Genomic DNA, 14,806 nt, shown 5'->3' with positions numbered 1-14,806 from the left:
GAATTACAGGAATACAAAGGAACTGGCAGCGAACACTTGTCACAAACCCGTCATTCCAAACTCAGTTTTTTTATCATCTTATAAACGCGTCTCGGAATATTTTCCTGGATGCGCTTGTTGCTGCATCTATTAACGGCACATGGCCTCTCATTAATTCTACATATCAATTTCTTTTCCCCGATAACTCTTTTTGTCACGGTTTTCTGCAAGCTCTGTATCGTAGGCTTTCAGAACCTCACAGGTTTGTGTCAAATGTTTGCTGCCGGTTCCTTTGTATTCCAGTAATTCCGCAAATAAACTTTGTGACTCGTAGGTACAAACACGTGGGTATGAGGCTTGCGTATTTTGCATGCCCATACCCTTACGCGTTTGTTAAACGGGAGTGCCCACGAGACGCAAAGTTTATTTGCGGAATTATAGGAATACAAAAAAAGTGCCAACAACACTTGACACAAACTAACCTTAAAATCTACTGGAAAATCCACTGTGAATCAACTATACTTGACATATACGAAAGCAAATTAGCAAAGTGAGGAAAAAGTTGTGCGCGAAAAATGGATTGTGGAAACAAAAAAGGGAGATTTTAATGGCTTGTCGGCGAAGTTAAAGGTTTCGCCTCTGGCGGTGCGGTGTCTTATGAACCGCGGTGTCGAAAGTGAGCAGGAGATGCGGGAGTTTTTATATGGTACGCTTGATGATTTGCATGATCCTTTTTTGATGAAAGGGATGGATGAGGCGGTTCGAGAGATTGTAAAGGCGAAAGAGCAGGGGCGCAAGGTGGCAATTGCCTCGGATTTTGACTGCGATGGAATTTTTTCCGCATATATTTTGTGGAAGGGATTTCAAAAGATTGGATTGGATTCTGAAATTTTTACGCCGGACCGTGTAAAAGAAGGGTACGGACTGAACCGGCGTATTGTAGATGAGGCGCTCGCGGGCGGACGTGATTTTCTTGTTACGTGCGATAATGGAATTGTGGCGAATGAGGAAGTGGATTATGCAAAGAAACTTGGTATGACGGTAATTGTTACCGACCACCATGAGGTGCAGGAGCAGATGCCGAATGCGGATGCTATATTAGACCCAAAGCGGGATGATGAAACATATCCATTTCACGGGTTGTGTGGTGCCGGTGTGGCGTTTAAACTGATTTGTGCACTGTATGATGTGCAGCAGGTTCCGGCGGAAGCTAAGGATGAATTGCTAGAATACGCCGGGATTGCAACGGTGGCTGATGTAATGGAACTGCAGGGGGAAAACCGGATTTTGGTAAAATATGGTTTGAAAGCACTTTCGCATACGAAAAATATAGGGCTTCGCGCATTGCTTAAAGTACAGGGATTGGACGATAAAGAGATTACGGCAGGACATATTGGATTTATCCTGGGACCGTGCTTTAATGCAGCAGGGCGTATAGCGACCGTGACAGAATCCTTTTCTCTTTTGATGGAAGAGGATGAAGAAAAGGCGTTAGAAAAAGCAGAGAAGTTGAAGGAAATTAATGAATCCCGCAAGCAAATGACAGAAGACGGTGCGGAAGAAGCCTATTTAAAACTGGAGGAGAAAGCGGTCAAAAATAAGCTGCCAAAGGTGCTGATTGTATTACTGCAGGATACGCATGAGAGTCTTGTTGGTATTATTGCCGGACGGGTGAAGGAGCGGTACAACCGCCCAACGATTGTTTTTACGGAAACGGAAGATGGTCTTGTGAAGGGTTCTGGGCGCTCGATTGAGGTGTATGACATGTTTCACGAATTGATGGCGTGCAAAGATTTAATGGAGCGGTTTGGTGGTCACAAAATGGCGGCAGGCATGACACTTCACAGGAAGGATTTGCCGGAGTTAGAAAAGCGGTTAAATGAAAATTGTGTGCTGACAGAAGAGGATTTTCGCCCGGTCGTAAGAATTGACGCACCGATGCCGATTGGCTACATAACAGAAACTTTGTTAAGTGAAATTGAAAAAATGGAGCCGTTTGGCGTGGGAAATCCAAAGCCGATTTTTGCAGAACAGCATTTTCGTATTTTGTCGGGGCGCAAATTTGGCGTTGAGGGGACAGTGTTAAAGCTGCAGGTGCAAAACGATGTCGGCAATCGCATCGGAGCGGTCTGTTTCCGGCGGACGGAGGAGTTTGAGCAGTTTGTCATTGCGGAGTGGGGAGAAGCTGAGTTAAAGCGGATGTACGAGGGGCGCGAAAATCTGTTAGACATTGCATTTACATATTATCCGTCGGTGAATGAATATAATGGACGCCGTGAGTTACAGATACAAATTGCCGGTTGGTGCCGGATTCCACGATAGGAGGATAGAATATGATTGAGATTAGTTTATGTATGATTGTGAAAAATGAGGAGAAAATTCTCACACGCTGTTTAGATAGTGTGGCGGATTTGGTGGATGAAATTGTGATTGTTGACACCGGCTCCACGGATGCAACAAAGAAAATTGCGGCAAATTATACAGATAAAATATATGATTTTACGTGGGTGGATGATTTTTCGGCAGCGCGGAATTTTGCTTTTTCTAAGGCAGAAAAAGACTATATTTACACAGCGGATGCGGATGAGGTAATTGACGAGGAAAACAGAAAACACTTTCGTGAATTAAAGGAAGTGCTTTTGCCGGAAATTGAAATTGTGCAGATGAAGTATGGCAATCAGTTGTCTCATGGAACTGCATATAATTTTGACGAAGAGTATCGTCCGAAACTTTTTAAAAGACTTCGGGAATTTACATGGATTGAACCGATTCACGAGATGGTTCGCTTAGATCCGGTCGTTTTTGATTCGGATATAGTTATTGGGCACTATCCGGAGAGCAACCACTGTAAGCGTGATTTTGCAACTTTTCAGAAACACATTCACAAAGGACTTCGGCTGTCAAAACGGCTGCATCACATGTATGCGATGGAGTTGTATATTTCCGGGGATGATGAAGATTTTTTGGAAGCGGAAGAATTTTTTGCGGCGTCTGTCATGGACCCGGAGCGGAGTGCGGATGAGATGAAGGAAGCTGCATGCGTGGTCTGCCGTGCGGCAAGAATCCGGAAGGACGCGGGCATTATGATGAAAATGGCATTGAAAGATATGCTCACCGAAGGCTCCGCCGAAATGTGTTTTGAACTGGGCGAGTATTTCCACGAGAGAGGCGATGATTCCGAGGCGTCACTGTGGTATTACAATGCGATGCATGAGGCACCGAGCATATTGAATATTCATACGTCGACGGATTGGCCGGAGAAACGGCTGGCGGAGATTGAAAAATAGCAGATATATCGAATAAATAAGGAGCGATTTATTATTTTATCAGTTATAACTGATAAAATTCAAAATTGTTCCTTGTTTATTTGTTGTAAATTGGGATTAATTTTGCGAAAGAAGTTGAAGTGCGGCGTGTTTTCATGTATAATATTAACGCATGTGCTTTTTGATGCAAATAATCGGTGCCGCGAAAGCGGGACATTAAGGAGGAATGGCTATGGTAACAGCCGTTGTAGGAGCAAACTGGGGAGACGAAGGAAAAGGAAAGATTACGGATATGCTCGGTGAAGAGTCCGATATTATCGTACGCTTTCAAGGAGGCAGTAATGCAGGTCATACTATTGTAAATGATTATGGTAAATTTGCCCTTCATATTCTGCCGTCCGGCGTTTTTTATAACCATACGACAAGTGTTATCGGAAATGGTGTTGCGCTGAATATTCCGGATTTATTTAAGGAAATTCAGGGAATTGTTGACCGTGGTGTACCGATGCCGAAGATTAAAGTTTCGGACCGCGCCCAGATTGTGATGCCATATCATATTTTGTTTGACCAGTATGAGGAAGAGCGTCTGGCTGGAAAATCATTTGGTTCGACAAAATCCGGTATTGCGCCATTCTATTCTGATAAATATGCAAAAGTCGGAATTCAGGTTTCCGAACTTTTTGATGAAGAACTTCTACGTGAGAAGTTAGAGCGCATTTGTGTTCAGAAAAATGTTATTTTAGAGCATTTGTATCACAAACCAACGTTGAATGTTGACGAATTGATGGATACACTGCGCGAGTACCGCAAGATGGTTGAGCCATATGTATGTGATGTGTCTGCCTTCCTTTTTGAGGCAAGAGAGCAGGGCAAGAGAATTTTGTTAGAAGGACAGCTTGGTTCCTTGAAAGACCCTGACCATGGTATTTATCCGATGGTTACATCTTCTTCTACACTCGCAGGTTATGGTGCAGTGGGAGCAGGACTTCCACCATATGAGATTAAGAGAATTGTTACGGTTGTTAAGGCATATTCAAGTGCTGTTGGAGCCGGTGAATTTGTCAGTGAAATTTTTGGAGAAGAGGCAGATGAATTAAGACGCCGCGGTGGTGACGGCGGTGAGTACGGTGCTACGACAGGCCGCCCAAGACGTATGGGATGGTTTGATGCGGTAGCAAGCCGTTACGGATGCCGGATTCAGGGTGCGACAGAGGTTGCACTTACTGTGCTTGACGTACTTGGTTATCTGGATGAACTTCCGGTATGTGTTGGCTATGAAATCGATGGTAAAGTAACAAAAGATTTCCCAACAACAGCTTCTTTGAAAAAGGCAAAACCGGTATATGAAGTGCTTCCGGGCTGGAAGACAGATATCCGCGGCATTACGGAATACGATAAACTTCCGGAAAACTGCCGTAAGTACATCGAGTTTATTGAAAAAGAATTAGGTGTTCCGGTTAAATTGGTTTCCAATGGACCGGGAAGACATGAGATTATTCATCGATAAAAGTTAGAAGAAACTCTTTGCGTCTCGTGGGCGCTTTCGCTCGCTGAGTACGTAGCGGTATGGGCACTGAAAACACCAGTGCCACATACCGACGTACTCAAAACCCACGAGTCACAAAGAGTTTCTTCTGATTTACGGGAATCCAAAAGATTAGCAGCAAAATATCTGACAAAATTCAATTGTTGTACAATGAATGCAGGGGTTGTACAGTAGTAGAGTTACTAGTTACTTGGATTTTTTGCATCTGGGAGGAAAAGAAAAAGATTGTATCACGGGTGCTTGACTTTTTTGGCTCAAACATTACGTTTTTATTCCTATGTGGTGAGTGTGCTACAAATACGAAAATATCAGATAGACGTCTTTTGTCTATCGATATTTTCGTATTTGTTAAGTGGGAGCGGCACACGAAGCGCATAGGAATAAAAACGTAATGTAGAACCTAAAATAGCCTCAAGCCAACCGTTAATACAATCTTTTTATAATCCCAGCAAAACATCAAGCAACGCATCATTCTGCTCCGGCATCATAAAGCAGAGTCTGATATATTTATTATTCAGAAACGGAAACGTAGAGCAGTCCCGTATCATCAGATTTTTGCGTATGCAGGCGTCAAACGCGTCCTCCGAAGTAAATTTATCGGTTGTAATTTTTACGAGTACAAAATTAGCGTGTGCATGATAAACCTTAAAGTTCGGACTCTCATCAAGGCATGCACAGATTCGTGCTCGTTCTGAAGAGATTAATCTTCTCGTTTTCTTTATATAATCCTCATCTTGAAACATAATTTCTCCGGCGATTGCAGCCAGGGAATTAATTGTCCAAGGATTCTTTTTCTGATTGATTTCATTGAGCAAATCACGGTTTCCGCAAATGGCATAGCCAAGTCTGAGTCCCGGTGCTGCAAAGAATTTTGAAATACCGCGCAAAATGACAATGTTATTGTAGTATTCGGTAAGTGGAATCGCGGTTACTTCATCTGGTTCCTCGGCAAATTCCACATAAGTTTCATCGACAAGCACGGTGATAGATTTGCGTTTGCAGTAATCCAGAATTTCACGCATCTGCTGGCGTTTGATGACAGATGACGTTGGGTTGTTTGGATTACACAAAATCAGCAAATCGACATTGGCGGAAAGTTCCTCAGTGAGTGCTTTTGTGTCCAGTTCAAATTCGCTGGCTTCCGTGAGGCTGAAGTAATGGGAGCGTCCGCCGCCCATTGCGACTTCCCGCTCGTATTCGGAATAGGTCGGGCCGACAATCAGTGCCTTCATCGGGTGTGTAATCTGGATAAAGAGCGAAATTAATTCTGTCGAACCATTCCCGACAACAATATTTTTATAGTTTGTGTGTACATAGTCTGCAATACATTTGCGCAGGGATGTGTATTCACGGTCCGGGTAGGTCGTGATAGCGTCAATGTGATTTGTTAAAGTTTCTTTTAAACGAAATGAAACACCAAGTGGATTTACATTCGCAGAAAAACTTATAATGTCTTCTTTTTTTATTCCATAGACGGCCTCGATTTTCTCTAAATCGCTTCCGTGAAAATGTTCTTTTGGTTTTAGTGCCATTTGAGTCACTCCTCTCTTTCGTCCTCTCCTTATTATAGACATACTGCATGAACTTAGCAATACAAAAATAGATTGATTCTTACTATTCACAGAATGCATAAAAAATGGTATACTATAGAATTGAGGTTAGGAGGTTATCAATGAGAGAAAAGATTTTGTCATTGGCAAAAGGAAATTTCATATATGAAACGCCAAAACTTTGTTTATCAATTGAAAAATTGGTGTTTGAGGTAACAGCGGGAACACATGGGACGGCAAGCTTTTTTTTGGAAAATTCTTTCGGCACAAGAGTGAAAGGATTTGGCACTGTCGAGGAGATGTGCATTGATTTCCTGCCTTTTTTTGATGGGACAAAGAATGAACTGACGGTTGATGTGGATGCCGGCGAATTAAATCCGGGGGAAAAACTAAAGGGAAATCTAGATTTAATTACTGACTGCGGCGAAGAAAAGCTGCCGTATGAGATTACAATTGTGTCTCCTGTGCTTCGGGATGAAGAAGGAGAGATTCGGGATTATCCGACTTTAAAGAAGCGGATTGAGAAAAATCCGGAACATGGCGTTGATTTATTTTTGGCACCGGAGTTTCGGGATGCCTTTTTATATCGGGATGAGAGCGGGCGCATTTTATACGACTGTCTGTTAAAGAAAAATACAAAACTTCAAAGCTTGGAAGAATTTCTGGTGGCGATGAAGAAAAAGAAAGCCATCCGCTTTGAAACAGAGCATTCATCCGGCAGAGAACTGGTATATGAATTAGATGGAACAGACAAAGCCGATGCAATTTCGATTCGTGTGAATACATGGGGACATGCGGGGATTCATGTCCGCACAACGGCAGATTTTATTGAAGTGCAGACGCATGTTCTGTGGACGGATGAATTTGTGGATGGACGAGACGTTTTGGAATTTACGATTTGTGCAGATAAAGTACCGGCCGGCAGACGCCACGGTGATTTGATTTTGCAGACGCCGTATGAGAAAAAAGTAATACATATTACGGCGCATAACCGAATTGGCGAAAAAGAGCGAAAGATTCAAAGAGCCAGAAAAAAAGCGATTGCCATGGCAATTCGTATGTTTTTATCATATCAGGAGAAGCGGGTTACGAGAGAGGCATTCGGAAAGTTCCTTAAAAAGAATCGTGAAATTCTCGAAAAAATCAGTGGCACATATGAGCAGGCGGTGCGCGGATATATTGCCGTGATTCTGCGCGAGAAGGAAAATATTCTTTCCTTTTTCCAGGAGACGGAAAATTTAAAAATGCCGCCGCTAGGGGAATCGTTGGAAGAGGTAGAAAATTATATCTTGATTCAATTTATTAAGATTATGGATTCTGAGCGCAAAGAGGACCGCATCGGACTGGCAAATCTGATTTCTTCGTATGCGGAAAACGGATATCAGAGTGATTTACTGACTTACCTTTTAACGCAGGTGGACGAGCGTTACCGCTTTGGGCATTTGCTAGAGAAAGATTTGCGCGCGCAGTTGGAGAGTGGCAGCAACAGCCCGCTTTTATATTCGGCGATGATGCTTGCTTACCGCGAGGATTCCACCCTGATTTCCAGTCTGGATGACGTGACAATTAACGCAGTAAACTATGGGTTAAAACGTGATTTAACTACGAAAGAAGTATCTCTTGCCGTTAGTTTTCTTGGAGAACGTCTGCCACACTTTGATGCCAGAGTGTTTTCCATTTTACAAAAACTGTATGAGTTCTTTGTCATGACCGATACGCTCCATGGCATCTGTGGAATGCTCATCCGAAATGAAATCCGCGATGCAAAATATTTCTCGTGGTTTGAAAAAGGTGTCAACAAGCATTTGCGGCTGACGGATTTGTATGAATATTATATGTATACGATAGATACGGAGAAAGTTCGGACGCTTCCGGATGCGGTCTTATCGTATTTTCAATATGAGAACCATTTGAATGACAGATGCAAAGCGTTTCTGTATGCTTATCTGGTAAAACATGCCGGTGAGAGACCGGAAGTTTTAGAGGCTTATGGCGAGCAGATTCATAAATTTGTAGAGAGAAATCTTGCACACCACCGGATTACAGAGGATTTGGCGCTGCTCTATGAAGCGTGTGTAACAGAAGAAACGCTGACAAAGGAAATGGCGGATGACCTTTCTGAAGTGATGTTTTCACATCGGATTACCTGCGGCAATGACCGGATGGACGGTGTGGCGGTTGTGCACCGTGAGACGAAGGATCAGACCTATTATTCCTTTGAAAATGGACAAGCGGTAGTTTCGCTTTATACTCCGAACACACAGCTGTTTTTCGTGGATGAGAGAGGGCTTTATTATTCGGGTACGGTTGATTACCGGATGGAAAAAATGCTTTCGATGGAAAAGTTAGCGCCTGTGTGTTATGAACTTGGCGCAAAAAATCCAAAGCTGATTACGCACTTGGCATATAAGGCAGAGCGTTCTGCAAAAATGACGGATATGCAGGCGCTGGTGTTACAGGATGCACTGCAAATGGATTGTTTACGGCGGAAAATGCGGGAGAAAATTTTGCTTTGTTTATATGATTATTATCACCGTGAGGGCATGGCAGAGCCATTGTTTTCGCTGATTGAGCAGTTTAATCCGATTACACTTAAGAGGGAACGGATTGCGGATGTGGCGGCGGACTGCATTGCACAGGGAAAATACGAAAAAGCACAGGTTATGCTGCTGCGCTATGGTGTGCCGGAATGTGATAAGAATGCATTTTCCACGCTCGTAGAGGCGCTTGTGAAGGAACATAAGGACGAGTCAGAGCCAATGCTCGTGAAATGGGCGCTTTACTTGTATCATCAGGGCTGTGCCGGAAAGGATGCAATGAAATATCTGCGCCGCTATTATACCGGAGATTTAATTACTTTTACTTCTCTTTACGAAAAGTGCCGGAAAATGCCGGAAGTCGGGGCGGATGAAGATATTACGGAGCGTCTTTTGGCACAGGTTTTGTTTGTCGGTGCCAGTCAGGAGCCGTATGAGCCGATTTATCTTGAATATATGGAATCGGGTGAAAACCGGATGTTAGTGAAGGCGTTTTTGTCGCAGCTCGCTTATGATTATGTCGTGGAGCGGCAGGAGTTGTCGGAACCAATGTTTGTTAAAATTGAAAAAGAAGCGATGTATGAAAAAGATGCGGTTATGGTTTTGGCTGTTTTGCGCCATTACCGGTTAGAGGAGCATTTTGCCAGCAAGCAAAAAGAATTTGTGGAAATGAATCTGGAAAAATTTGCGAGCGAGGGAACTGTTTTCGCCTTTATGAAAGATTATATTGGCAAGGTGAATGTTCCGTTTGAAATTGAAAATACCGTGATTATCCAGTATTATAGCGGCGCACCGGGAGAAATTCTCCTTTGTGAGACAGACCGTGGCGGCAAAGTGAAAAAAACAATGCCGATGCGGCAGGTTTTTTCGGGTGTTTATGTGTATGAAATGCTGTTGTTTGACGGCGAAGAAAAATATTGTTACATTGAGGAGCAGACAACGGGAGAGAGAACGGAAGTGATGTGCGCCCGCCGCACAGAGCAGGCGAAAGGCGCGCTGGGATTTTTCCATATGCTTAACGATATGATTGCAGCAAAGAATACCGGTGATATGGAGTTGTATGGCAGTCTGCGCAGACGTTATGAAAAAGACCGCTTTGCGGCTAAGAAATTATTTACGCTTCAGTAAAGAAAAGGGAAGGAAAATGGAGAGAGCACATGAGTGAACGAACACTGCTGCTTGGGTTTGACCTGGGCGAAGAAAAATCACAGATGGCTGTCTATGACAGAGAAAAGAATATACCGGTGCTTATCGGACAAACGGAAGAAAATCAGGAAGGGCTGATTCCGACCGAGATTGCACTTTCGGGCGAAAAGCCTTTGCGGGATTTTCTTGTGCGGATTCGCAGACAGGAAGATGTGGTTGTTGACGGCAAAATTTCAAAACCTCTGAATATGCTGTCTTACTTTTTTCGGAAAACACTTTCCCTTACGAGAAAAGATTATCCTGGCGAAACGATTAAGCAGCTCGTTGTTACGGTAAAGGATGCGGATAGAGAATATATGGAACTCATTTATGCGGCACTTGAACAACTTGGAATTGGCAGGGAGCGTGCGATGGTGATTAGCCACAAGCAGGCATTTCCGTATTATGTGCTAAACCAAAAGAAAGAACTGTGGATGAATGATGTCGGCTTATTTGATTATGAGGGAAATACGCTGACATATTATCAGATGCAGGTAGATAGAAGCAAAAGTCCGATTTTGGTTGGTGTTTCCGAACGCGATTATTCGGGGGCGGTTTCTCTACCGGAGGAAAATAAAGAGCACAAGGCGGCCGTTTTTGAAAATGTTGTGTATGGTGCGATTCGCAAAAAACTTTTGTCAACGCTTTACATGGCCGGAGAGGGCTTCGAAGGCGGATGGGCAGATTCGCTGTTCCGTAAATTGTGTGTGGGCAGAAGGCTTTTCAAAGGAAGAAATCTGTATGTGAGCGGTGCTTGTCTGATGGCGCGTGAGATGGCAGAAGAAAAGCGGTTAGGAGATTATCTTCTGTTAGATGAGCAGATGGTGACTTCGCAGGTTGCGGTGAACTTATATGCGGAGGCTAAGCAGCAGAAGGTAGTTCTTGTAGAGGCAGGAGTTCCCTGGTATTTAGTCGATGAAGAATTGGAACTGATTCCTTCGGGTGAGACCGAGCTTGCTTTGCAGACAAAAAATGTATTAACCCAAAAAGAAAAGCAGTTTATGATAGAACTTGACCCACTTACCGGACGGCTTGACAGGCACTGCCGGCTGATGTTACGCATTCGTTTTGAGTCACCGAGCCAATGCATTGTGACAATAAAGGATGAAGGATTCGGAGAGCTGTTTCCAACGTCAAACCGGATTTGGGAAAAACAGGTAGAACTGTAAAAGAGAAAGGAGAGGAAAAAATGATTCTTGCCAAAGGGAAAATAGCCAAAAAGCCATATGAATTATCGTATTTAGGGCAAAATATTTATTCCATCGAAGAATTGTGCTATGTCATTTACCACAATATTTACGGCATAAACGAGGAATTTTTTCAGATCTCTCTGGCAAAATGGATGAAGGAAGAACTGGGATTAAAAGAATTAGCAGATAAATTAGAGGCAATGATTGTGGGAGAGCATGGACTGAAAGATTTGGTTGTTACGACACTTTGCGGCTGTGATTACTACAACGAAGAAGAAATCCGCGGGATTGTTAAGGTATTAGATGAGATTGACCATTTGCCGTCTTATCAGAAAAAGAAGATTAAGGCGGACAATTATGTGCGCACCGGACATTACGGAAAGGCAGTGATGGCTTACCGGAAACTTTTGCAGGGACCGGATGCGATTTCGTTTACACCGGAAGAGTATGGAGATATTTTACATAATGAGGGAATTGCTCATTTTTACACGTCTTCGTTTTTGGAGGCGGGGGAGGATTTCCGCGAAGCCTATATCCGGAACAATAAAAGAGAATCGCTGCAGCATTATTTGTGGATTTTGCTGATGGAAGAAAAAGATAAAACGTTTGAGGAGGAGAGTTTGTCGTTTGGCTTAAAACCGTCGGAAATTGAGCAGATACGGTTAAAGTATCAGGAAGTGCTTGCCGGTTTTTATGTGCCGGAAGAAACGGAATCGATGATGGATGATTACAAAGAGCAGCTGCGAAGGGCATTTGCTTACTAGGCAGGAGGTGACATGGTGAAGGAGAAAAAGGATACGAAGGAACTGTTAAATGAACTGGAACAGGAAATGGTTCGTGTTGAAAAAGAAAAAGTGGATTTGCGCAATGACAAGGAGCGCATTGCTTATTTGGAGCACCTCTGCGAGAACATTAAAGAGGCAAAAAAGCAGTGTGAAGATATTAAGTTTGAATATGGACAGGTAACATCGTATTTAAAGGACATTCAGCTTATTGACCGCGCACCAAAAGAGGAGCAGGAAAAACTTCTGGCTGCGGCAAAGCAGATTGTAGAGTTGACGAAAGAGCGCAAAAAGAGCCAGAAACAGGAATACAAATTTACGGAAGCCCAGCGCCGTGCCATGGACAATTATGAGGACGTGGTGGAAGATGATATTAAAAAATTAACGGAATACGAAGAATACCAGATGAAAATCAAACAGGATTTGCGTCAGCTTTCCGGTGAGAAAAATCTTTTGCTTGCGGATAAACAGGATATCATTCACAGGCAGGGGATGTTAAAGGTACTTGGAAAATGCCTGACAGCACTTTTGATTGCAACCTTTGCAATGCTTGCGGTTTTGATGGCATGCTTTAAGGTGAATATTAATGTTGCGTTTGTCGTGACGGTTTTTGTGACGTTTGTATTTGCGGCTATTATTTTGAATGAAGCCAGAAAAAACCGGATTGATATGGTGATTACGGAGAAGAAAGGCAACCGTGCCATTTTTCTTTTGAACCGTGTCAAAATTAAATATGTAAATAATGTCCGCACACTGGATTATATGTATCATAAATATCAGGTGCGCAACGCGGCTGAGCTTTCTTTTGTCCGCACGCAGTATGTCCGTGCCAAGAGAGAATGGGAAAGACAGCGTGAGAGCAGTATCCGGATTCATGAGGCGAATCAGGTGGTTTTGCAGGAACTTCGCAAGTTGGAGGTTAAGGACTGTGATATCTGGTTAGGTCAGGTGGAAGCGTTAGTCGAGCCAAAGGAAATGGTTGAGGTAAGGCATGATTTGAATGTGCGCAGACAGAAACTGCGTGAACAGATGGATTATAACACCGGCATTATGGAACAGTGTCTGGATGAAATTGATAAAATCCGGAGTAAGAAACCGGAGTATGCAGTTGAAGTGGAACGAATTTTAGGAGGAATGTAACATGAAACCGGATATTGATTATACGTTGTATTTATGCACCGACCGAAATATTATGACAACGGAGACCATCGAGGAATCAGTGGAACTGGCAATTAAGGGCGGCGTGAGTGTTGTCCAGCTGAGGGAAAAGGAGTGTTCTTCGAGAGAATTTTATGAGATGGCAAAGGCCGTAAAGACGATTACCGATGCGTATGAAGTGCCGCTTTTGATTAATGACCGCATAGATATTGCTTTGGCAGTAGGTGCGGATGGCGTTCATTTGGGACAAAGTGATTTGCCGCTTGATGCAGCCAGAAATCTCTTAGGTGCTGATAAAATTGTAGGGGCGACAGCCAATACCGTGGAACTTGCGCAAAAAGCATGGCGTGAAGGTGCCGATTATCTTGGCGTTGGGGATGTGTTTGGCACGACCACAAAAGCGGATACCCGTCATATTACATTAGAAGAATTAAAAGAAATTAAAGAGTCCGTACCAATACCAATTGTTGCCATTGGCGGGGTAAATGAAGATAATATTGCTCTTTTGCGTGAAACCGGTGTGGACGGTGCAGCCGTTATCTCTGCCATTGTCGGACAAAAAGATATTACGGCCGCAGCAGAAGAACTTATTTCAAATTTTCGAGGAGCATAACCGGCACCCGTAAATTTCCTTCGCCGGTTCCGATGTCCAAATCCGGTTTGTTTGCACCATGGTAATCGGTGCCGCCGGTGATGAAAAGACCATAGTCGTTTGCCAATTTCCGCACAAAAGCTTCGTCGTTTCCGCGGTTTCTCGAATACATTGCCTCGATTCCGCGAAGACCGTAGCCGCATAACTCATCCAGTAAATGATGAAGTTCGGTCACGGACATTTTATATAACAGGGGATGAGCAAGAACCGGAAGTCCTCCTGCATTTTTAATTAATTCAATTCCCTTTTTGGGTGTCAGATAGTGCCGTTTTACAAAATAAGGACCATCGGCTGCAAGAATCTTTTTAAATGCCGAATCAATGCTTGGAATTGCTCCTTTTTCCAATAAAAAGCGGGCAAAATGTGCACGGGTAAGTATTGTGTCTCCAAATCGCTCGATTAAGGAATCATAATCAATCGGATACCCGGCTTTTTGCAGATTTTCGCACATTTTCTTATTGCGGTCGTCACGCTCTTTTGCGACAGCTTCTAATGTATCAAGAAGTTCTTTTTGTTTCCAGTCAATATTGTAGCCAAGAATATGAATTTCTTTGGAACGTGTCGGTGTAATCTGATACTCACAAGATAATTCGACGCCCGGGATAACCTGCAGATGCTTATCTTTTGCAGCCGCCAATGCCCGTTCAACGCCGCCAACTGTATCGTGGTCGGTTAAGGCAAAAGCAACCAGTCCCTGCGCAGATGCTTTGTCTACCAGTTCCTCCGGAGTGCAGGTGCCGTCTGAAAAAAGTGAGTGAACATGTAAATCAATATATTTCATAATTGCCTCCTGATGTAGTGTTCATGTATGTTTTGAAAGACAGCCCTTTCCTGCGTGGACGCATAAGGAACGCCTTTCAAGACATACATGGATGTCAACAAATTGCTTCGCAGCAAGCTGCTCCCGCAATTTGGTCAAACATTCGGAATCCGCAGATTTGCACAGCAAATCGCTCCTTCC

11 protein-coding genes are annotated in these 14,806 nt (G+C 43.4%); 8 read left to right on the top strand and 3 right to left on the bottom strand.

Annotation, left to right across the window (positions count from 1 at the left end; translation table 11 throughout):
- Window positions 1-156 precede the first annotated feature (156 nt).
- A complete protein-coding gene (locus DW005_RS06585) occupies window positions 157-351 on the bottom strand; it encodes a hypothetical protein (protein WP_117478657.1) in 195 nt (64 codons plus the stop codon).
- A 192-nt stretch (window positions 352-543) separates the two neighbouring features.
- On the opposite strand from DW005_RS06585, the gene recJ reads away from it, so the two are divergent.
- The 3 genes from recJ (at window position 544) to DW005_RS06570 (ending at window position 4,752) form a co-directional block, all read left to right on the top strand.
- Window positions 544-2,301: a single-stranded-DNA-specific exonuclease RecJ gene (gene recJ, locus DW005_RS06580; protein WP_117478656.1), complete on the top strand. Its 1,758-nt coding sequence runs from the start codon at window positions 544-546 to the stop codon at window positions 2,299-2,301.
- Between the two features lie 11 nt (window positions 2,302-2,312).
- Window positions 2,313-3,266 (top strand): glycosyltransferase family 2 protein, encoded by a 954-nt coding sequence (locus DW005_RS06575; protein ID WP_117478655.1) that lies wholly within the window; start codon window positions 2,313-2,315, stop codon window positions 3,264-3,266.
- 211 nt (window positions 3,267-3,477) lie between these two features.
- On the top strand, window positions 3,478-4,752 hold the full coding sequence (locus DW005_RS06570; RefSeq protein WP_117478654.1) for an adenylosuccinate synthase: 1,275 nt from the start codon (window positions 3,478-3,480) through the stop codon (window positions 4,750-4,752).
- A 476-nt stretch (window positions 4,753-5,228) separates the two neighbouring features.
- Here DW005_RS06570 and DW005_RS06565 read toward each other — a convergent pair whose 3' ends face one another.
- Window positions 5,229-6,323, bottom strand: coding sequence for a histidinol-phosphate transaminase (locus tag DW005_RS06565; protein ID WP_022376369.1), 1,095 nt, complete (start codon window positions 6,321-6,323; stop codon window positions 5,229-5,231).
- Between the two features lie 140 nt (window positions 6,324-6,463).
- Between DW005_RS06565 and DW005_RS06560 the strand changes: the two genes are divergently transcribed.
- Genes DW005_RS06560 through thiE form a run of 5 tightly spaced genes read left to right on the top strand, consistent with a single transcriptional unit; the run spans window position 6,464 to window position 13,806 of the window.
- Window positions 6,464-10,006 carry a DUF5717 family protein gene (locus tag DW005_RS06560; protein ID WP_117478653.1) on the top strand — a complete coding sequence of 1,181 codons (3,543 nt, stop codon included), beginning with the start codon at window positions 6,464-6,466 and terminating at the stop codon, window positions 10,004-10,006.
- 29 nt (window positions 10,007-10,035) lie between these two features.
- Window positions 10,036-11,232 (top strand): DUF5716 family protein, encoded by a 1,197-nt coding sequence (locus tag DW005_RS06555; protein WP_117478652.1) that lies wholly within the window; start codon window positions 10,036-10,038, stop codon window positions 11,230-11,232.
- Window positions 11,233-11,252: 20 nt separating this feature from the next.
- Window positions 11,253-12,017: a hypothetical protein gene (locus DW005_RS06550; RefSeq protein WP_117478651.1), complete on the top strand. Its 765-nt coding sequence runs from the start codon at window positions 11,253-11,255 to the stop codon at window positions 12,015-12,017.
- Between the two features lie 12 nt (window positions 12,018-12,029).
- The gene (locus DW005_RS06545; RefSeq protein WP_022376373.1) at window positions 12,030-13,175 is read left to right on the top strand and encodes a hypothetical protein; all 1,146 of its coding nucleotides are present in this window, start codon (window positions 12,030-12,032) and stop codon (window positions 13,173-13,175) included.
- Window position 13,176: 1 nt separating this feature from the next.
- Entirely contained in the window at window positions 13,177-13,806 is a 630-nt protein-coding gene (thiE, locus tag DW005_RS06540; protein ID WP_022376374.1) for a thiamine phosphate synthase, read from the top strand.
- On the opposite strand, the gene DW005_RS06535 is transcribed toward thiE, so the two are convergent.
- Complete coding sequence (locus tag DW005_RS06535) at window positions 13,781-14,626, bottom strand: PHP domain-containing protein (protein WP_117478650.1); 846 nt, start codon at window positions 14,624-14,626, stop codon at window positions 13,781-13,783. The two genes, thiE and DW005_RS06535, sit on opposite strands and share 26 nt — an antisense overlap.
- Between the last annotated feature and the right edge of the window lie 180 nt (window positions 14,627-14,806).

It is taken from the genome of Clostridium sp. AF36-4, from assembly GCF_003435975.1.
GTDB lineage: Bacteria > Bacillota > Clostridia > Lachnospirales > Lachnospiraceae > Eubacterium_F.
The sequence above is the reverse complement of the archived record's forward strand: the minus strand, read 5'-3'. Positions and strand labels throughout refer to the sequence as shown.